Raw genomic sequence first — 20,263 nt, forward strand, 5'->3', positions numbered from 1 at the left:
TGATGCGTTGACCGCCGGTGAAGCCTCGCCCTACGCTTGGGCCCATGCGTTGGGATGCACTGTTCACTGACATGGAGGCCCAGTTTGCCGAGGGCGGCAAGCTCGCGGTTGAGTCCGAGATCTCCGAGCGGGCCAGGGTGGAGGCCGCCTCAGTTGTCCTGGCCGACAGGTTGCGCGCCGGCCTCGGGAGCCAGGTGGCTGTGCATCTCCTGGGCGGGCGGACGTTCGAAGGCAGGCTCAGCCATGCCGGAGCAGACGCGCTGGTCCTGGACGAGGGTCTGCAGCAGGTGCTGATCCCTTATGGCGCGGTGGCGCGCTACTCCGGGCTGGGGCGGCTCTCGGTTGCGGAGCCTTCGCAGGTGCGCCGGCGGATCGGGCTGGCGCATGCCTTGCGGGGCCTGGCGCGCGATCGGGCCGGGGTGGCAGTCATGGTGCGGCATGACATGGCGAAGGAAGGCGGGCTCACCGGTGTCATTGACCGCGTGGGCAGTGATTTTATGGACCTGGCGCTGGTCACCCCGGGCGAGGCGCGGCGGGCCGCGCAGGTCCGGCAGGTTGCCACAATTCCCTTCGGATCGCTGGGCGCAATCCGGTCATGGCACGTCGGCGGGATGTAGCCGTCGGCCAGCGTGTGTCCAATCCATCAAGTTTTTTGGACCCGCGTGCGCAGATTCTCCGGACAGCAACACAACGCGCACGGGACCCGGCCGATTGGAACGCGGTCCCGGGTCAGCCCTGCTTGGCCTTGGCTTCCTGGATCATTCGGCTGGCCTCGGCGTAACGCTCCTCGATGTACTGCTCGAGCATTTTTTCCTCAACACGCCACTGACCGCGGCCACCCACCTGGATCGCCTTGAGTTCCCCGCTTCGGACCAGTGCATAAGCTGCCGGCGAGTTGATCTGGAGTTGCTCAGCAACATCGGCGAGGGTGAGGAATCTGGGCATAAAACCATTTTGCCACTGAAGGTGTGATCTGGTGTGGTTATCCACAGTTTGATGTTGTTTGGGCTTTTGACTTTTGTTCCGGGGCCCGGGCCGTAACAATGAGGTGTCCGGGCGCATGCAGCCGCCTGGCTCGAAGCTAGGGGGAGCAGGGCATGAGCCACGATGCAGGAACCGCGGGAGCCAGGTTGAAGCCGCCTTCCTGGAAGGACCCGCGGTTGCTGGTGGGGGTCCTGTTGGTCCTGGCGTCCGTAGTGGGGGTGATCTCGCTGGTGGGCAGTGCCGATAAGACCACTGAGGTATACGCTGCCCGGGACTCCATCGCCGTGGGAGAGAAACTGACCACGGACAGCGTGGTCAGGGCAAAGGTCCGCCTCGGTGAAACTGAGGAGAATTACGTTACCGTGGAGGCGGGCCTGCCTGAGGACATGGTGGCGGTCCAGCGAATCGGCAAGAACCAGCTGCTGCCCAAGGAAAGCCTCGCCACGGTGGACGCTTTGGACCGCAAACCTGTCGCCCTGACCATTGACGAACCCCTTCCCCCTCAGGCGGTAGCGGGTACTCGGGTGGATGTCTGGGTGGCGCCGCCCGATGCCAGGAACGGATTCAGCGAGCCGAAGCTGCTGTTGCCCGGAGCTGAAATAGCCCAGGTTACTGCCGCATCCACTGCCCTCGGCTCGTCGCGCAACACGGTGCTGATGGTCCTTGTTGAGGACAGCCAAATGCCGGCCATCCTTGGAGCGCAGGCCAACCAGGCCAAAATCTCCGTGGTCTGGAACCCGGGCGGCGGCACCTCATGAGCATCCCCGTGGTGACAGTCGGCCAGGCCCGGGAAGACGTCGTCGGAGGCCTGGAACGGCTTCACGGTCCCGTCACGGTCGTCCGGCGATGCGCCGAACTGACCGAACTGCTCGCTGCCTGCCAGAGCGGGCTGGCGCGGGCAGCAGTGGTGGCCGACGGCTCCGAGGGGTTGACCGCTTCCCTGGTTGACCGGCTCGGGGCAGTGGGCGTGGCCATCATTGCCCTGACGGATAACGCTGAAGAGGCCGCCAGGCTGCGCGGGATCGGCGTCGCGTCCGCACTGACCGGTGTCGAATCGGCCGCCTTGGCAGGCAGGATCGCCGAGGCCGTTTCCCAGCTGACGGGACAGCCAGCCGGCGCCACCCGGGGCGCCACGTCCGGGAGTGCGCTGGGCGACACGGGTGCAGCGCTGCGTCCGCTGGCTGCCGAATCCGCCGGGGTGCCGGCGGCCTCGGGCGCCGGCAGGATCATCGCAGTGTGGGGACCCGCCGGCTCGCCTGGCCGCACCTTCGTCGCAGCCAACATCGCCGGGGAACTGGCGGCAGAAGGAAAATCCGTCCTGCTGGTGGATGCGGACAGTTACGGGGCCAGCATCGCGGCCGTCCTGGGCCTACTGGACGAGTCCGCCGGCATCGCCCAGGCCTGCAGGCTCGCGGACCAGGGATTGCTCGGGGCCGAAGCTTTGCTCAAGGTGGCGTCTCCTGTCGCCACCAAGCTGGGTACCTTCCGGGTGCTCACGGGAATCACTCGGGCTGACAGATGGACTGAACTCCGGGCAGCAGCCCTGTCCTTGGTGCTGGAACGCGCCAAGGAGATCGCCGACGTCGTTGTGGTGGACACCGGCTTTTGCCTGGAAGCTGATGAAGAACTCAGCTTCGACACGGTGGCACCGCGCCGGAACGCGGCCACCCTGCGGAGCCTGGAATTGGCGGACACCGTTTTCGCCGTCGGGGCCGCCGACCCTGTAGGGGTTCCGCGGCTGGTCCGCGGACTCGCAGAACTTGAACTGGCCGTGCCCCACGTTTCACCTATTGTGGTGCTGAACAAGGTCCGGGCATCGGCTGTCGGGAGGTCGCCCGAACGTCAGCTGAAAGATGCTTGGGAACGGTACGGCCCGTCGCCGCGGTTGAGCGCCTTCCTGCCTGCCGACAGCTCCGCGGCTGATGCTGCCCTCTTGGGAGGCTCTTTATTGCTCGAAACGGCCCCCGTGTCTAAGCTCCGGCGTGCAATAGCGGATTTGGTTTGTGCACCTGCCCAACGATCAGCTAAATCCTCTGTATTTTCTTCCACCTCGCGGCGCTTCGTTAAGGGTTAGGCTCGCCATAGGTGCTGCAACGGTGCAGCAACAATTTCTTGTGATGGAGGCGTTTGTTGATGTCGTCTGGATCCAGCGTGGAGGATCAGTCCGTAGCCGTCGGAGACCGGGAGGGATTCCTGGCGGACTATTACGAGCACCTGGCTGAAGAGGATGCCCGGAGCTACCCCCAGGAGTTGCTGGCCACCCGCGCGGAGACCCACCGCAACATGGCCGCCACACGGCGGCCGGGACAAGCGAACATTTCGATCGTCAGCGAAGAAGACAACAGCGTCGTTTATATCGTCACGGACGACATGCCGTTCCTCGTGGACTCGGTCAACGCTGAACTCGTTCGCCAGAACGCCGCGATCAAGCTCGTCCTGCACCCGCTCTTTGTTGTGACCCGTAACAGGGAAACAGGAGAGCTGGTCAAGGTGGACCGGGTGCCGTCCCACATCGGGATCTCCAGTGGTGACACCGCCGCGATGCCCCTCATGTCCCACCTCATTGCGCAGGGCGAAAACACGTCCCACATGGAGTCGTGGATCGCTGTGGAGATCAACCGCGTCTCCGATGAAGCGCGGGCATCCCTCAAGGAGGGACTGGAACGGATCCTTGCGGACGTGCGCGCCGCCGTCGAAGACTGGCCGAAAATGCGGAACAAGGCCATGCAGATCGCAGCGAGCCTTGACCAGGTGGCCCATCCGTCCCAGATCGCCGAGCTGCGTCAGGCTCAGGACCTGCTGAGGTGGCTCGATGACGGCAACTTCACGTTCCTGGGCTACCGCGAGTACGACCTGGTCACCGTGGACGGCGAAGATTTGCTGGAACTCCGCGAGGACAGCGGGCTGGGCCTGCTTCGCGCCAAACCAGGTGCGCCTCACATGCAGCACCTGACAGACGCCGGCCGGCGGAAGGCCCGCGAGAAGCGCGCGCTGGTGATTACCAAGGCGAACTCCCGCTCAACCGTCCATCGCCCGGCCTACCTGGATTACATCGGCGTGAAGAGCTTTGACGCGGCTGGAAACGTGAACGGCGAGCGCCGCTTTATCGGCCTGTTCGCTACCAGCGCCTACACCGGATCCGTCCGGAACATCCCCATCGTCCGCGAGAAGGTGGACGCGGTGCTGAACAGTGCGGGATTCCCGCCGGATTCCCACTCCGGAAAGGACCTGCTGGGGATCCTGGAAACCTACCCGCGCGACGAGCTGTTCCAGATCGAAATTGAGGACCTGGCGGCCACGGCGTCCGGAATCCAGCGGCTCCAGGAGCGCCGGCGGACGCGGTTGTTCCTGCGCCCGGACATTTACGGCCGCTTTATGTCCGCGGTGATCTACCTACCCCGTGACCGGTACACCACCAACGTCCGGCTCCGCATCGAGGATGAGTTGCGGTCCACGTTCAAGGCGGAGAGCATCGACTACGAAGCCAGGATGACCGAATCGGCCCTGGCCCGCCTCTTCTACCGGATCCGACTGCCCAAGAACGCCGAGCTCAGCCATGTCAATGTTGAGGAGCTCGAAAAGCGGTTGGTCCGGGCGGCCCGCTCCTGGAGTGAGGGGATTGCCGAAGTCCTGCGCGACCGCGGGGCAGACGGGAAGTCGAAGGAGCTCGCCGCCATCTGGTCCGAAGCCTTCCCCGCCGGCTACCGGGTGGACTACGAGGTGGAGGACGCGCTGGAGGACATCGCCCGGTTCGAGAAGTACGGGGCGGAAGCCGAGCGGATTGCCGGTGCCCGGCAGGAGCGGCCCGGCGTCCACGTGTACCTTCCGAAGGGTGCCGGGGAGGATCTCGAAGAGGACGCCAGGGTCAAGCTGTACATGCTTGAGCCCAAGAGCCTGAGCCAGATCCTGCCGTACTTCCATAATTTGGGACTCGAGGTGCTGGACGAGCGGCCGTTTGAGATTGAGACGGCGGACCGCCGCGATTTCTTCCTCTACGACCTGGGTCTGAAGTACCCGGCGGGCGTCGATCCGCTGGCTACCGGCGAGCTGCTGGGCGATTCCTTCGGTGCCGCAGTCTCCGGAGCGGTGGAGTCGGACAGCTTTGACCGGCTGGTGCTGCGTGAGGGGATGCACTGGCGCCAGATCACCGTCCTGCGGGCGTACGCGCGGTACATCCGGCAGATGGGCAATTCCAATTCGTTCGGCTTTATGGCGGACACCCTCCTCGCCAACCCGCGCGTCACCAAGGCCTTGCTGGCGCTGTTCGCCGCCCGGTTCGATCCGGCTTTGTCCGGTGATGAGCGGGCAGCAGCCCAGGGGAAAGTCCGTGCCGAACTTGCGGCCGCTATTGAAGAGGTGGCAACGCTCGACGCCGACCGTGTCCTGCGCACCATGGCCAACCTAATCGAGGCCACCCTCCGCACTAACTACTACCAGTACAAGCCGCACCTGAGCTTCAAGCTCGATCCCGCCCGGATTGAGGGGTTGCCGTTCCCCCGGCCGATGTTCGAGATCTGGGTCTATTCCCCGCGCGTGGAAGGTGTGCACCTGCGCTTCGGCAAGGTGGCCCGCGGCGGCCTGCGCTGGTCCGACCGGCGTGAGGACTTCCGGACGGAGATACTCGGCCTCGTGAAGGCGCAGACAGTCAAGAACGCAGTCATTGTGCCCACCGGGGCCAAGGGCGGCTTCTTTGCGAAGCGGCTCCCTGATCCGGCTGCCGACCGCGCTGCCTGGCTGGCCGAGGGCACCGAGAGCTACAGGATCTTTATCCGCGGCCTGCTGGACATCACTGACAACCTCGTCACCAGGGACGGGGCGGAAACTGTTGTGCCGCCGTCGGACGTTGTGAGGCACGACGACGACGATTCCTACCTTGTGGTGGCGGCGGACAAGGGGACGGCCACGTTCTCGGACATCGCCAACGGACTGGCCGCTGAATACGGTTTCTGGCTTGGCGACGCGTTCGCCTCCGGCGGTTCGGTCGGCTATGACCACAAGGCCATGGGCATCACCGCCCGCGGGGCCTGGGAGTCGGTCAAGCGCCACTTCAGCGAGCTGGACGTGGACACCCAGACGCAGCCGTTCAGCGTGGTGGGTGTGGGTGACATGTCCGGTGACGTGTTCGGCAACGGCATGCTGCTGTCCCGTCAGATCCGGCTTGTCGCCGCCTTCGACCACCGGCACATCTTCCTGGACCCGACGCCGGATGCGGAAACGTCATTTGAGGAACGGAAACGGCTCTTTGAGTTGCCACGGTCCTCCTGGGACGACTACAACAAGTCCCTGATCAGCGAGGGCGGCGGCGTGTATGCGCGCCAAGTAAAGTCCGTACCGGTTTCGCCGCAGGTCCGTGCGGCGCTCGGGCTCCCCGAGGCGACCACCGAATTGAGCCCGCCGGAGCTGCTGCGGGCCATCCTGCTGGCCCCCGCCGATTTGCTCTACAACGGCGGGATCGGGACCTACGTGAAGGCAAGCACCGAATCCAATGCCTCTGTGGGAGACAAGGCCAACGACGCCATCCGCGTGGACGGCAAAGACCTGCGGGTCAAGGTGGTGGGCGAAGGCGGCAACTTGGGCATGACCCAGCGCGGCCGCATCGAGGCTGCGCTCCAGGGCGTCATCCTGAACACGGATGCGATCGACAACTCTGCCGGCGTGGACTGTTCGGACCATGAGGTCAACATCAAGATCTTCGTGGACCGGATGGTGGCGGCGGGCAAGCTGTCCGCGGAGGAACGCGCAGGCTTCCTCGCTTCCATGACCGATGAAGTGGGGCGGCTGGTCCTCGAGGACAACGTGGACCAGAACATCCTGCTCCTGAACGACCGGCAGAAAGTGGCCGAGTGGAGTCCCAGTTATGAGCGCCTGATGGACTGGCTTGAGAAGTCTGCTGACCTGAAGCGTGAACTGGAGGCCCTGCCGAGCACGGAGACACTGCAGGAGCGGCTTGGCCAGGGGCAGGGGCTGACGTCGCCTGAGCTCTCGGTGCTGGCTGCCTACGCGAAAATTGAGCTGGCGTCGGCATTGCGTGACAGCGACCTGGCTGATGATCCGTGGTTCCGGGCGACGCTGCGCGCCTACTTCCCGGCGCAGTTGCGGGAACGGTTTGACGCCGAACTGGACACCCACCCGCTGCGGCGCGAGATTATTGCCACGGTGGTGGCCAACGACATGATCAACCTGGGCGGCATCACGTTCGCGTTCCGCACCATGGAGGAGACATCGGCTACCGAGGTGGCCGTCGCTAAGGCGTTCGTGGCGCTCCGTGAGATCTTCGAACTCGATGTCATGGTGGACGAACTGAACAGTCTGCCGGCCTCATTCCCCACCGAACACTGGAGCACTGTCCACCTGGACATCCGCCGTATCCTGGACCGTGCCGTCCGATGGCTGCTGGCCCAGGGCGGCAGTTCCCGTCCCATCGCCGGGGTAGTGGCGGAGTTCAAGCCGCTCCTGGATCCGATGCGGGGCCGGTTGCTTGAGTACCTGCGCGGCGACGACCGCGAGCGGGTTGCGGGCTGGCTGGAGAAAGCACGCGGCTGGGAGCTTCCGGAAGACCTTGCCGTCCGGTGGGCAGAGCTGTTCGAAAGCTTCGTCCTGCTGGACATTGCCAAGATCGTGCACGCACGCAACGAGCCGGTGGAAGAGATCGCCGCGGTCTACTACACAGTGTTCAACCGGTTCCATGCCGACGCCCTGTTGGAGCGGATCACCAACCTGCCGCGCCAGGACAGGTGGCAGGCCCTGGCGCGGGCCGCCCTGCGGGATGACCTGTATTCCACCGTTTCGGACATGACGACGGCGGTGCTTGAGTCCACGGGGTCCCAGGACTCCGCGGAGAATCGGCTAAAGGACTGGGAGGGGCAAAATGCCGAGCAGCTGGGCCGTGCGAAGAGCATGTTTGATGAGGTCAACGCGCTCGAAGCCGACGACATGGCTTCACTGTCGGTAGCATTGAGGCTCTTGAGGTCAATCGTCCGACGCTAGGAAACCCCTGCGTCGTAACTGGAGGTGCAGTGGCAATCTTTACGGACCCCATCAGGGAACACGCTGATTTTGGGCCGGGCGATGCCGAATGGCTGCACCTCCTGGTGGGCGACTGGCAGATGGTGGCGGACCTTGCGTTCGCTGACCTGGCCTTGTGGTTCCCGCACCCGGATCACGGCTATGTTGCGCTGGCCCACGTCAGGCCCTCCACAACGCACACCGTTTTCCACGGTGACTTTGTGGGCGAACCGATCCGGCAGGACCTGCAGCCGCTGGTGGATAAGGCGTGGGCGAGCCGGTCCATCGAACGGTCCAGTGAGACGAACTGGAGCTCGGACATGGCCCTACGGGTGGAGGCTGTGCCGATGGTCCGCAACGGCCGGACGCTGGCTGTGGTGACCACGCACATGGACCTGTCCAGTTCAAGGATGCCGTCGCGGCTGGAGCTGACCTACCGGCAGTGCGCCTACGATCTGCTGCGAATGGGAACCCTGGGGCTGTGGCCCGACTTCGCGTCGCCCACCGGCTCGCGCCGCGGTGCGCCGCGTGTGGGGGACGGGCTCATCAGGCTTGATGCCGAGGGGATTGTGCAGTACGCAAGCCCCAACGGGGTCTCCGCTTTCCGGCGGCTCGGCGACGGCGAGTCGCTGGAAGGCAGGTCGCTGGCCGAAGTCACCGCCGGGCTGCTGAAGGACCGGCGCCTGGTGGACGAGACGCTGCCGCTGGTGGTCACGGGACGGATGCCGTGGCGCAGTGAGATTGAATCCCGCGGCGTGAGCCTGTCCCTGCGGGCAATTCCGCTGCGGGATGAGCAGCAGCGCTTTGGCGCACTGGTGCTGTGCCGTGACGTTTCGGAACTGCGGCGCCGGGAGATGGAGCTCGTCACCAAGGACGCCACCATCCGCGAGATCCACCACCGCGTGAAAAACAACCTGCAGACCGTGGCTGCCCTCCTGCGGATGCAGTCCCGGCGGATGGTCAGCGATGAGGCCAAACAGGGGCTGGAACAGGCGATGCGGCGGGTGGCCACCATCGCCCTGGTTCACGAGACCCTGTCCCAGGGCCTGGCGCAGAGTGTTGACTTCGATGAGCTCATTGGCCGTCAGTTCAGGCTGTCCGCCGAGGTGGCATCACCCTTGCAGCAGGTCAAGACCGAGCGGTCGGGCCTCTTCGGGGAACTGCCCAGTGACTTCGCCACCCCGCTGGCACTGGTCATCAACGAGCTGGTGACCAACGCCGTCGAGCACGGCCTGGCTGGACGCGCGGGCACCGTGTGGCTCATCGCGGACCGGTCCGAGGAAGAAGACGGTGAGGAACTGCTGACGGTCACTATTGCCGACGATGGCGTGGGACTGCCGGATACGCCCCATGTTGAGGGCCTTGGCTTGCAGATCGTCCGGACGCTCGTGACCAGCGAGCTCGGCGGTACCATCCAGTGGCACCCCCGCGACGAAGGCGGAACGGCAGTGCAGATCCGCCTCAGCCTGACGGCGCGGTAGGGCTGGCTGAGCCGGTTAGTGAGCAAAAGGCGGGCCCGGATGCTCCGGGCCCGCCTTTTGTTTTTCATATCGTGCGTTTTTTGGGGCTGCTATCCTTCCGGGTTACTCATCCGGTAGAGGAAGGCTGCCATTTGGTCACGGTTGATCTGCTCTGCCGGACGGAAGGTCACTACTCCATTCTCAGTCCAGCCCTTCGAGATGCCCTTCTCCGCCAGCCACGCAATCTGCCTGTAGAAGTCATGGTTGGTAGCCACGTCCGCGAACGGCGAGACCGCTGGCGGCGTGTACTGGGCGTCGGTCGTGCCGCTCATCCGGTAGAGGAACGCTGCCATCTGGTCACGGTTGATCTGCTCTGCCGGACGGAAGGTCACCACTCCATTCTCAGTCCAGCCCCGGGAAATGCCCTTCTCCGCCAGCCACGCAATCTGCCTGTAGAAGTCATGGTTGGTAGCCACGTCCGCGAACGGCGAGACCGCTGGCGGCGTGTACTGGGCGTCGGTCGTGCCGCTCATCCGGTAGAGGAACGCTGCCATCTGGTCACGGTTGATTTTCTCTGCCGGACGGAAGGTCACCACTCCATTCTCAGTCCAGCCCCGGGAAATGCCCTTCTCCGCCAGCCACGCAATCTGCTTGTAGAAGTCATGGGTCGTAGCCACGTCCGCGAAGGGCGAGACCGTTGGCGGAAGGTAGCCCGGGGCCAGCATCTGCACGTTGTCCACATAGGCGGTAATGCCGGTGCCCTCTACGGCGACCTGCAGGCTCGCCTTGGCAACATTGGCCGATGTCGGTGTGTAGGAGAAGTTCATGGCTTCCACCCACCGCGAATCCTCCACCTTTTTGAACTGACCCGAAATCCAGGCGCCGGACGCGTCGTACTCGTCGACGTAGAACGTGACAGTACCGGTCGTGATCGCAGCCACATTGAGGAAGGCCTTGAACAGATAGGTCGTCGTCGGGGAGACGCTGACCAGCGGCGAGAACAGATGGGTCGGGGTCGCGCCGGAAACGAGCTTGATGGAATTGGTGGAGTCCGGGTAGCTGCCGTTATTTCCCGAATCGGCTGCGATGGAAGTCACGGAGTCGGTCCGCCAGCCGTCCCCGAGCCCATTATTGAACGTGGGGTTCGGCATCATGTTCGGCGAACCCGTGACCAGGCCCTGGCTGACATTGACATTCTTGATCTCACCAGCCGCCACCTTGGTCTTGACGTACGCGGCGAGCTCATCAAGCTCGGCGGTTCCGTACTGGTAGTAGTCCGGGTCCTGGCTTGGATTCGGCCGGATGTCGTGGAAGGTGAACACCACCCACTTCTTGTCCCTGATCGCCTCGTCAACCTTTACCTTCAACGCGGAGACCGGCGTGGTCACCTCCTGGACAGGCACGTTGTGCAGCAGGTAGTCGCCGAGCGGCCAGACGTTGTTACCGGTGTCCGCGAAGCCGCGCATGGAGCTGTAGTACTTGGCAACCTGGGCCACCACTGACATGTCGTAATCGCCGTAAGGCGGTGCGAACGCGGTCGCGTTGATGCCGCGCGCGGCCAGGGCAGCTTTGCTGTTTGCCAGTTCGGCGTCCACTTGGGCGGGCGTCAGTTTGTTGGCCTGGCAGTCGTTGCCGACGCTCACGAGGCATTGGTGGGACACGGTGTGTGACCCGATCTCCCACCCGTAAGAGTTCTGCAACTCCAGGATCTGGTCCCACGACATATAGGGTACGTCCGCGTCGGCGCGGCAGGTATTGGGAAGAGACGTCAAACCGACGCAGTCGGTGACGATGTAATTCGTGCCGGTGAGCCCGTGTTTCTTAAGTGTCGGCGCGGCCTGTGTCAGCGCGCTGAGGCCGCCGTCGTCGAAAGTGAAGGACACCAGTGGCGTCGGGGCCGGATTGTCTATCGCCGCGTTAGCCACGCCAGGCGTCAGCAGCGCGGCGGTCAGGGCAGGCGCCACCACCCCGATGGTCACGAGCTTGGCGCGCCACCGCGTCAAGCTGGAGCTGGGTTTGGTCATGAGTTTTTCCGTTCCTTTCGGGTGGCCGACGGCGCCGGGTGACATCGTGGAATGTTATTCAAAGGCCCTACAACTGCTCCAATGTGCGTGACCGTCTGCACGCCTTGGTAGGCAGTTCGGAGTGGGTCGCTGCTGAAGTCGCTCGGGTGACCCGCAAGGCGGATACGGCCGGCGTAGCTTTCGCTGGAGCCCCAAAGGTTTTCTGAGAGCCAGTGTTCTGGCTCGGGGCTTCTGATATTGGGCAGGAGCACATCCGCAATGGGCCGTGGGCTACACCGACCTAGGTCGGCTGAAGCACTCGGAACCTCGTTGCGCCGGGGTATAGATGCCCCATTCGGGCGAACAGGTAGTGGTTCCGTTACTTCACAAGTTGTCCCCATGATGCTGCCCCCAATTCACGGCTCCGTGCTCTTCGCGGCGGGACCAGGCTGCGGCGCCTTGCTGCATGATCCGAGTTCCAAACCAGAGTGACATGGAGAAAATGTCTCATCAAGATGGTCAGGTACCCGAATGTTGCAGGGATCCAAAGACAGGTAACCGAATATTTAAGCCGCGTAGGGAGTCATTCTGAGCCCGAGTACAGAAGAAGGAAAAACAAGTAGTCGACACGACGAAAGTTACCGCCGGGTAGGTAGTGCGCATCATGCCCGAGGTGCCGCCCATGCGCGGCTTTCCGGGTACTGGCTATGTCACAAATGCCGATGATGGGCGTACAAAAGCTATGGCTGCGACCCGGAAAGGGTCGCAGCCATAGCTTTGAGGAATTCGTTTATGCTGTTTGTTTGCGCTGGCGCCTGGGCTAGGAGGCGCGGCGTGCCCTTGCGGCGCGGCGCTTGAGGGCGCGGCGCTCGTCTTCGCTCATGCCGCCCCAGACGCCGGCGTCCTGGCCGGACTCCAAGGCCCACTGGAGGCAAGTGTCAACAACCGGGCAGCGGCGGCAAACGCTTTTTGCTTCCTCGATCTGAAGGAGGGCAGGCCCTGTGTTTCCGACGGGGAAGAACAGTTCCGGGTCCTTGTCGAGGCACGCTGCGCGGTTACGCCAATCCATGCTTATCAGTTGCTCCAATTCTGGGAAGGGCCCGTTTGTGAAATTATTCACTAGGGTCTACAAAGGAAAGGGGCCCTGAGGGGCCCCATCGGTCATCTTCATCAAGATTGTCATGTTAACGCTGTGTAAACAAGGGGTAATACAGCTTGAAATCCCCGGATTCCTGAGCGATACATCACATCCGTGTTGCCGACCCCCACCACTGTCCGACTATGTCCGGTAGGGTGCCAGTGTGTCAAGAGCCCCCCAAAACCCTTCAGATCCGCAGCCCGAGGATGAGCCCGCCGGTGGTACTTCCCCGAGCCCTGGCCCGGCAGCCGGTACGGCGGCCGGCACCGACGCAGGTGCACCTTCCGCTTCGGTGCGCCCGCGTGGAATCCTTGTGATCTCTCTCATTGTGGCCGCGGAGGCAACTGCCCTTTTGGTAGCTGCGTCGTGGTACGGCTACGAACTGGTGACAGGGGCACCAGTGCTTTCCTTTTGGGGTGCGGTTTTCACCTTGGGACTACTGCTGGCTTTCTCTGTCTGGCTCTATTCGGTGGCGCACTTCCTTTTTCGTGGGCGCAGGTGGACACGGGCCGCCGCCCTGGTAGCGCAATTGTTCGTCCTGACCATCGGATTCCCCACCCTTTCCGGCGGCGTTGTAGTGCCCGGACTTGCCCTTCTCCTGCCGGCCTTGACCGCCATCGTTCTTCTCTTCGACAAGCGTGTTATCAGCTACGCATCCAGGACCGGTGGGTTGCCGCCAGCCCTGTAGCCTACGCAGCGGATCGTCGGGTGGTGCCCACCCCAGCTGGACTGCCAAGGGGCGGCCATCCTGGACAAGTATGCCCCGCCCCGGGGGTGGATTGGGTTCCACCTCGAACCGCACCCCAAATAGCTCGCCATCCAGGAAAGTACGCGGGCCGATTAGCAGGCCGGTGCCCAGATTGCGTGCTTGGAGGGCCAGCAGGACTCTTTGGGCGAGTGCCTGGCTGTAGCAGGCAGTCATGACCACAGTGGTTCCTAGGGCGTTGAGATCGGCAAGATTGCGGTTCACGTCGTGGGGCAACAGATCGGCATTGTCCACCAAGGCCACGGACCCTCCATGCAGGCTACCGGCAGTTGCCTGGCCAAGAACTTCCGACCAGTACGCCGCGGAATCAATGTCCGGTTCCGGTTGGAGCCATGGTCCTGCATCAGGGTTGAGGCGCGGCAACAGCCGGAGGAAAGAGGACTTTCCCGATGACGGCCCGCCCAGCACAGCCAGGACGCCGCCCGCAGGTATGCGGATCGAGACTGGTTTGAGTTCGTCACCGCCGACTCCTATCCAAAGGCGGCGCGTTGTATGTTTCATCGCTCCTGTAATGCCTTCTGGCAGTCGGGTCGCGATGCTCCCGCCTGGTGAAGGAGTCGTATCCAAAATCTGTTCTGCGGGAGCTACAGCGGGCAGTGGGTCAACACGGAAGGGCCGGATGACAGGGCTCGACGATTCCCCCTGACCGGACGTCATCCCAACAGACTGTGTACCGGTGCCCGTATAGAACTGGCAGACCGTCGTTGTCCCAGCCGAGAGTGCGCCACTTGCCACGCCCCGACCAACCACAGGTGCAGTGGCAGGCACTTTCGGCCAGCCGATCCGGCTCTCTTCGCTTGAACCAGTGGGGAAGTACACGCGGCTGGGAATAGCGGCGAAGAACCTTGCAGTGACAAGTTCCCGCTGGCCGGAAATGACCACCGTGATACCGGCCCTGCCCCCGTCACGGACCAGATCGTGAACCAAATCCTCCGCCCAGGCAAGTGGCCCGGACCTAAAAGCAGATGTCCAGGAACCCCAACCGGCGATTACCAGTACGAGCGGTGTGGTAATGGTGGCCGGACCGGCCAGACGGTGCGACAGCTCCTGTGCGAGTCGCTCCAGGATACGGACAGCGCGGCGAAGCTCGTGCAACCCGGCCCTGGAACCCACCCGGCCGTGTGATTCCAGCACCGTGAACGAGCTGTCGGGATCAAGGATGTACAAGTGAGATTCCCGCCGGTGGGTCGCCAGGCCGCCCACTGCCAGCCCGATCGCGTCAGCTACGCCCGATTGCGGTCCGCCGACAAAGCCCAGGTGTCCGTGCGCCGCGGGCTCCCAGACGAGCGGAGCAGTCCTCTGTTCCCAAGGCAGGTCCATCAGACCGAGTCTGATCTTCCACCCGTCCGGGAGACCGGAACATTTGTCTGGCATTGCAGAAGGGTGGGTCAGAATGCAGGGGAGTGGGTCCGCGACCGGTTTCCGGACAGGGGCGCCGTTCATGGATTCCCACAGCCCGGCCATGGATGCGATCAGCGGCGTGGCTGCCAGGGTCGGCGTCGGTGCAAGGCCTACCGACTCGTTTTCACCTGTCTCGGGGAGGGCATCTATGTAGTCCGCGGCCAGGTGGATGGAGAGCTCCGGGGGTTCTGACGCAATAGCCCCGGCGGTGAGGGAACTGGCCTGAAATTCGACCGGCGCTTCGGTTCCACGCGCCAGGTAGGCCCGACCCGGCGTGTCCACTCTTATCCCGGCGGCGGCTTTGGAGTTGATAACGTCCATCGACTCCATCTCGGACTGGACGCGCAAAGCGATGCTTGTAGTCACATTGGCACGGATGTCAGGAGTTAATGCGCCTTGGGGCCGTTGCGTTGCCATGATGAGGTGAATCCCCAAAGAACGGCCAATCGCCGCGATCCTCATGAGTTCATGGAGCGCTTCGGGAGCATCTTCGACGAGCATGCGGAATTCATCGATGACAACCACGAGATGGGGGAGCGGTAGCGATTGGCCCTCGGGAGTTGTCCTGTAGGACGCAAGGTCGGGGGCCTGTACCGCCGCGAGGACTTCTTCCCTGAATCTGATTTCAGCGCGGAGCGACTGCAGGTACCGTCCCAGTTCGTGGTTACTGAGGTCGGTGAGCATGCCTGCACAATGTGGAAGTCCTGTCAGTGGCCCAAGACCAGAGCCGCCTTTGAAATCCACAAAAAGGAAATTGATTCGCGCCGGCTCGTAGCTCAAAGCCAGGGCAATGGTAAGTCCGCGTAGGAGTTCGGATTTGCCTGCACCCGTGGTGCCGGCCACCAGCAGATGCGGCCCATCCGTTTGCAGATCCAGCATTTGTGGGTGCTCAGGACCCAGCCCGACCGGAACGGGCAGTCCGGGTTGCCTCCTGTTCGCCATCCATCGTCGGGTTGTCTCGGCGGTGGAACTTGGAAGTAAGTCATTCAGGCGACAAGAAAGTGGAATGCCATCCAGGGCTTCTCCAAGAGTGTGTTTGTCACGGACCCGGCGGCGGCAAAAGCTGGTGAAGACATCAACGGGGGCCAGATCCGGCACGAACATGAGGGTTTCCCCGGCTGTACGAAAACAGGAGCTTCGCACGCCGAGATCGACATCCGCAGGTGTCTGGTCTTCGCCGCCGCCCGGAAAATTGATCACTTGCCAACGATGTTCACGGGCAACCTCCATGAGTGCCTCTGTGTCCTCTTGCCCGTTAAGGAGAATCAGCACCCCGTGCCCGTAGGAGGGCTTGTGGCCGCGCTTGATTTGGTCATGGGTGTTGTAGGGACGGCTGGAAAGAGTCACTCCGTTCAGGAAACGGGCAGCGAGGGGCAGCTGGTCCACAGGTCCGTGGATCACGAGGCTCGTTCCCCGGCCCTGTGGGTAGGCTGCAATTTGCATTATGAGTGAACGCACCAGACCCTCAACAGCATTGCGCGGGCCCCGAATGGTGGTGAGGAGCTGTCCGGGGTCAAGCGTGACAGGCAGCAACCCGCCTGATGGGATGGCCCGGCCCGGATAGGGCGGGTCGAATTTGAGATTGGCCGTCTGAATGCCCTGGCCCAAGCGCAACCAGATACCTTTATCTGTAGCCCGGGAAGAAAGGTCCATTCCCGTGGCACCGCCAATGGTTAGGGCGGACAGCGGCGGAGCTGCCCGCCGTCGTCGTTTCTGGTCTTCCATGACGGCGGAACCGACAGCCGCAGCGAGGTCACGGCGTTGCCGGCGTCCGCCGACCAGTTGCACCAGAACGGAGACAGCCGAGACAGCGGTAAAAGCAAGGAACATCCATACTCCAGTCACCACCGCAAGACCAACGCCGATTATCACCGGCAGGACAGCCGTCAACAGGAGTGCCGCTCGGTTTGTGGGGTCATCGCGCCGGTGAACGACCAGGGGCTCGTGGACATCCGTGCCTGCGTCGTCCAGGTGGTTTCCGGGTTCCAGAAACACGAGCGACATCGTTGAGTTGCCGCATCGGATGGTGGAACTCGTTGTGATGACAGCGTTCCTCTGGCGCACGCCGTCCACTTCTGTGCCGTTGGCACTGTCCAGGTCCTCTATCGTGATGGCCGTCTCCGTGACCACCAGGAGTGCGTGGGCCCGCGACAGGTCGGCGTCGCGGATGACGATGTCGGCATTGCTGCGGCCAATGGTGTAACTTCCCCGCCGAAGCGGAACAACCAGGCCCGCGCCGGCACCGCTATGGACTGCGAGGCCCAGCGAGGCCGGCAGTTCAGGGGTTCGCTGCCTGGATCTGCGGGCCACCACCGGAGTATCGACGAGAACGGCACCGTTGACCAGCGGAGGTTCCCCAAGCGTGAGTGATCTCACCTCGTGCCCCTCAATCGACACCTTACCGGTCCCGAACCTGGCGGCCAGCGACTCCTGCAGGTCGGCGCCGGAGGCCCCCGCAGGACCATCGATGGTCAGCTCCACGAGCGGTTCCTGAAGGGCCGCGCACAGGCTCCGAACGAGCGTGCAGTGCAGCAGCATGATGCGAAAGTCCTTACGTTTAGCTTGTTTCAAAGCTAGACGGGGCACGGGCAGATGTCGTGGGATGGCTGACGTATGTGGATAAGGGAGGTGCTGGCGGATTAGTAGGTCACAAGGGTGTCTCGGGTACGCTGGTTCCGCAGACAATGCGCACCATTGGGCTGCCCGCATTCGAACCAGGAGATTTTGTGACCGCTGACCTCGTCATCGTAGGGTCTGGCTTTTTCGGCCTGACAATCGCAGAACAGGCCGCTACCGAACTCGGCTTGAAGGTGGTTGTCCTCGACCGCCGGCACCACATTGGTGGCAACGCGTATAGCGAAAAGGAAGAGCAGACGGGCATCGAAGTGCACCGCTACGGAGCACACCTGTTTCACACTTCCAACGAGCGTGTCTGGGAGTATGTGAACCGCTTTACCAGCTTCACCAACTACGTCCACAAGGTCTACGGCGTGCACAAGGGCGAGGTCTACTCGCTTCCCATCAACTTGGCGACTATCAACCAGTTTTTCCGTGCAAATCTGACGCCGGGCCAGGCACAAGCGTTGATCCAGGAGCAGGCGGGCGAACTCGCCGGTACCGATCCGCAGAACCTGAACGACAAGGGCATCCAGCTGATCGGCCGGCCGCTGTACGAGGCGTTCATCAAGCACTACACCGGCAAGCAGTGGCAGACCGATCCCAAGGACTTGCCCGCAGGCATCATCTCCCGCCTCCCGGTGCGGTACAACTACGACAACCGCTACTTCAACGACAAGTACGAGGGCCTGCCGACGAACGGCTACACGGCCTGGATCGAAAAAATGGCGGAACACCCGAACATCGAAGTTCGCCTGAACACCGACTTCTTCGACGAGTCGCACGAGTACAGCAAGAACAAAGTTGTCGGCAGTATCCCGGTGATTTATACCGGCCCCGTTGACCGTTACTTCGACTTTGCCGAAGGCGACCTTTCTTGGCGGACCATCGACTTCGAAGAAGAAGTTCTCGACGTCGGCGACTTTCAGGGGACGTCCGTGGTCAATTACAACGACGCCGACGTGGCCTACACGCGCATCATCGAACCGCGCCACTTCCACCCAGAACGTGAATACCAGACAGAAAAGACCGTCATTATGCGCGAATTTTCCCGCGCGGCTGAAAAGGGCGACGAACCGTATTACCCCATCAATACCTCTGCAGACCGGGAACGGCTGCTCAAGTACCGTGATCTTGCGGCGGCGGAGAAGGACGTTCTGTTTGGTGGGCGCCTCGGTACCTACAAGTACCTCGACATGCATATGGCTATCGGCTCGGCATTGACGATGTTCGACAACCAAATCCGCCCGCATTTCGAGGGTGGCGCCAAGATCGAAAGCGGAGGCGTGGACGTATGAGTGGTGAGCTACTTGCCGCCCCCGACAACGGCGGCGGGCTCCTTGACGTCATTCGCCGTCGCGGTTTGCTTCGCCTTATCGTCCGAAAAGAACTCAAGGTCAGGTACCGAAGTTCCTTTCTTGGCCTGCTCTGGTCCTACGTGCGGCCGGCTGTGCAGTTCGTGGTCTTCTATTTCGCACTGGGAGTCTTCCTGGGGCTCAACAAGCAGCCGAACTTCGTCATTTACATGTTCTCCGGGATTATCCTGGTGAATTTCTTCTCCGAAGCGTTCGGGCAGGCGACACGTTCCGTTGTTGCCAATGGCGCCTTGGTGAAGAAGATCTACCTTCCCCGCGAATTGTTTCCGGTTGCATCGGTCTGGGTCGCCATAGTGCATTTCCTGCCTCAGTTCCTGATTTTGCTGGCCGCGTGCTTCTTCTTCGGCTGGACGCCCAGCGTGAATCAGCTGATTGGCGCGGTAGGGGCATTTGTTATGGTCACCATTCTGTCGCTTGGCCTCGGACTGCTGTTTGCAGCCGCAAATGTGATGTTCCGCGACTCAGAGAACATCGTTGACCTCATGCTGATGATGGCTACATGGCTCTCCCCGGTTCTCTACGCCTGGTACTTGGTCCGGGACACGCTTGGGGAAACGTTCTACTTCTTTTACCAGCTGAATCCGATGACCATTGCGGTGGAACTCTTTCACGCCGCTTTCTGGTCACCGACGGCAGCCGTCAGGATGGCGCCGGAGGGTGCCCGCTTGCCGGACAACCTTCTTTCCATCTGGCTGCCGGTGGGCCTGGTTATTTCCTTGTTGATCCTGGCCTTGGGGCAGTCCGTATTCCGACGCCTTGAGGGCAGATTTGCGCAGGAGCTGTAATGCCGGAAGCTATTGTCGTTGAGAATGTTTCAAAACGGTTCAACCTCCGCCACACGCGGTCCCTGAAGGAAACGGTTGTATGGCTGTTTAAGGGCCGCCGGGGTGATCTGTCGTCAACCTTTATGGCGCTCGACGGAGTCGACGTCAAGGTGGACTCCGGGGAATCCGTTGCTTTGCTGGGGTTCAACGGCTCGGGCAAATCAACGCTGCTGAAGCTCATTTCCGGCGTGATGAGTTCTGACACGGGCAGTATCCGTACCCGCGGAAAAGTTGCGGGCCTCATCGAGGTCGGAGCGGGTTTCCACCCGGATCTGACAGGCAGGGAAAACGTCTACCTCAATGGTGTGATCCTGGGGATGACAGAGCAGGAAACGGCCGACAGGTTCGATGAGATCGTTGAGTTCTCCGAAATCGGAAAGTTCATCGACACCGAAGTGAAGTTCTACTCTTCCGGAATGTTTCTGCGCCTGGCCTTCTCTGTCGCGGTTCACACCAAGCCTGACGTCTTCCTGATCGATGAGATCCTCTCGGTTGGTGATGAGCCTTTCCAGAAGAAGTGCCTGGCACGGATCCAGGAGCTCCGGGAGACGGGAACCACGTTGGTAGTCGTCAGCCACGATCTGGACATGGTTAGCAAGGTCTGTGACCGTGGCGTGGTGCTCCAAAAGGGCATCAAGATTGCCGATGGCCCCATCGAAGATGCGGTCCGCCTCTTGCGAGAAGGCTAAT

General features: G+C 62.5%; 12 protein-coding genes. 8 read left to right on the forward strand and 4 right to left on the reverse strand.

From position 1 onward, the window contains the following. The first annotated feature begins 44 nt into the window (after positions 1 to 44). Positions 45 to 617 (forward strand): hypothetical protein, encoded by a 573-nt coding sequence (locus GUV69_RS00765; RefSeq protein WP_164198847.1) that lies wholly within the window; start codon positions 45 to 47, stop codon positions 615 to 617. A gap of 112 nt (positions 618 to 729) precedes the next feature. Here the strand turns inward: GUV69_RS00765 and GUV69_RS00770 are convergent, their stop codons facing one another. After that, complete coding sequence (locus GUV69_RS00770) at positions 730 to 945, reverse strand: helix-turn-helix domain-containing protein (protein ID WP_104062208.1); 216 nt, start codon at positions 943 to 945, stop codon at positions 730 to 732. Between the two features lie 152 nt (positions 946 to 1,097). Here GUV69_RS00770 and GUV69_RS00775 point away from each other — a divergent pair, with 152 nt between their 5' ends. From GUV69_RS00775 to GUV69_RS00790, 4 genes are read left to right on the forward strand one after another with little or no spacing between them, the layout of a single operon-like run. Continuing rightward, positions 1,098 to 1,742, forward strand: coding sequence for a hypothetical protein (locus GUV69_RS00775; RefSeq protein ID WP_164198849.1), 645 nt, complete (start codon positions 1,098 to 1,100; stop codon positions 1,740 to 1,742). Continuing rightward, positions 1,739 to 3,058 carry a CpaE/TadZ family protein gene (locus GUV69_RS00780; protein ID WP_164198851.1) on the forward strand — a complete coding sequence of 440 codons (1,320 nt, stop codon included), beginning with the start codon at positions 1,739 to 1,741 and terminating at the stop codon, positions 3,056 to 3,058. The genes GUV69_RS00775 and GUV69_RS00780 overlap by 4 nt, the downstream gene beginning before the upstream one ends. A 59-nt stretch (positions 3,059 to 3,117) precedes the next feature. Then, a complete protein-coding gene (locus GUV69_RS00785; RefSeq protein ID WP_164198853.1) occupies positions 3,118 to 7,971 on the forward strand; it encodes an NAD-glutamate dehydrogenase in 4,854 nt (1,617 codons plus the stop codon). Between the two features lie 29 nt (positions 7,972 to 8,000). Further along, positions 8,001 to 9,470, forward strand: a complete 1,470-nt coding sequence (locus GUV69_RS00790) for a sensor histidine kinase (protein WP_164198855.1) — start codon at positions 8,001 to 8,003, stop codon at positions 9,468 to 9,470. 89 nt (positions 9,471 to 9,559) lie between these two features. Here GUV69_RS00790 and GUV69_RS00795 read toward each other — a convergent pair whose 3' ends face one another. From GUV69_RS00795 to GUV69_RS23560, 3 genes are all read right to left on the reverse strand, one after another. Next, complete coding sequence (locus tag GUV69_RS00795; protein ID WP_164198857.1) at positions 9,560 to 11,473, reverse strand: S-layer homology domain-containing protein; 1,914 nt, start codon at positions 11,471 to 11,473, stop codon at positions 9,560 to 9,562. A 799-nt stretch (positions 11,474 to 12,272) separates the two neighbouring features. Continuing rightward, positions 12,273 to 12,521: a WhiB family transcriptional regulator gene (locus GUV69_RS00800; RefSeq protein WP_003804966.1), complete on the reverse strand. Its 249-nt coding sequence runs from the start codon at positions 12,519 to 12,521 to the stop codon at positions 12,273 to 12,275. 505 nt (positions 12,522 to 13,026) lie between these two features. Continuing rightward, complete coding sequence (locus GUV69_RS23560; protein ID WP_431197087.1) at positions 13,027 to 17,295, reverse strand: FtsK/SpoIIIE domain-containing protein; 4,269 nt, start codon at positions 17,293 to 17,295, stop codon at positions 13,027 to 13,029. A gap of 188 nt (positions 17,296 to 17,483) precedes the next feature. Between GUV69_RS23560 and glf the strand changes: the two genes are divergently transcribed. The 3 genes from glf to GUV69_RS00820 are packed head-to-tail and all read left to right on the forward strand — an operon-like array spanning position 17,484 to position 20,262. After that, positions 17,484 to 18,671, forward strand: coding sequence for a UDP-galactopyranose mutase (glf, locus tag GUV69_RS00810; protein ID WP_164198859.1), 1,188 nt, complete (start codon positions 17,484 to 17,486; stop codon positions 18,669 to 18,671). Further along, positions 18,668 to 19,534 (forward strand): ABC transporter permease, encoded by an 867-nt coding sequence (locus GUV69_RS00815; protein ID WP_164198861.1) that lies wholly within the window; start codon positions 18,668 to 18,670, stop codon positions 19,532 to 19,534. The genes glf and GUV69_RS00815 overlap by 4 nt, the downstream gene beginning before the upstream one ends. After that, positions 19,534 to 20,262: an ABC transporter ATP-binding protein gene (locus GUV69_RS00820; RefSeq protein ID WP_164198864.1), complete on the forward strand. Its 729-nt coding sequence runs from the start codon at positions 19,534 to 19,536 to the stop codon at positions 20,260 to 20,262. Before GUV69_RS00815 ends, GUV69_RS00820 begins: the two co-directional genes overlap by 1 nt. Position 20,263: the final 1 nt, after the last annotated feature.

This window comes from [Micrococcus luteus] ATCC 49442, assembly GCF_010367585.1.
Lineage (GTDB): Bacteria > Actinomycetota > Actinomycetes > Actinomycetales > Micrococcaceae > Arthrobacter > Arthrobacter luteus_A.

What these genes read in the sequence shown, in the direction of transcription:
- GUV69_RS00815 (WP_164198861.1), top strand. Translation starts at nt 18,668, where the DNA reads ATGAGTGGTGAGCTACTTGCCGCCCCCGACAACGGCGGCGGGCTCCTT.
- GUV69_RS23560 (WP_431197087.1), bottom strand. Translation starts at nt 17,295, where the DNA reads ATGCTGCTGCACTGCACGCTCGTTCGGAGCCTGTGCGCGGCCCTTCAG.
- GUV69_RS00780 (WP_164198851.1), top strand. Translation starts at nt 1,739, where the DNA reads ATGAGCATCCCCGTGGTGACAGTCGGCCAGGCCCGGGAAGACGTCGTC.
- GUV69_RS00800 (WP_003804966.1), bottom strand. Translation starts at nt 12,521, where the DNA reads ATGGATTGGCGTAACCGCGCAGCGTGCCTCGACAAGGACCCGGAACTG.
- GUV69_RS00765 (WP_164198847.1), top strand. Translation starts at nt 45, where the DNA reads ATGCGTTGGGATGCACTGTTCACTGACATGGAGGCCCAGTTTGCCGAG.
- GUV69_RS00785 (WP_164198853.1), top strand. Translation starts at nt 3,118, where the DNA reads ATGTCGTCTGGATCCAGCGTGGAGGATCAGTCCGTAGCCGTCGGAGAC.
- GUV69_RS00795 (WP_164198857.1), bottom strand. Translation starts at nt 11,473, where the DNA reads ATGACCAAACCCAGCTCCAGCTTGACGCGGTGGCGCGCCAAGCTCGTG.
- GUV69_RS00775 (WP_164198849.1), top strand. Translation starts at nt 1,098, where the DNA reads ATGAGCCACGATGCAGGAACCGCGGGAGCCAGGTTGAAGCCGCCTTCC.
- GUV69_RS00770 (WP_104062208.1), bottom strand. Translation starts at nt 945, where the DNA reads ATGCCCAGATTCCTCACCCTCGCCGATGTTGCTGAGCAACTCCAGATC.
- GUV69_RS00820 (WP_164198864.1), top strand. Translation starts at nt 19,534, where the DNA reads ATGCCGGAAGCTATTGTCGTTGAGAATGTTTCAAAACGGTTCAACCTC.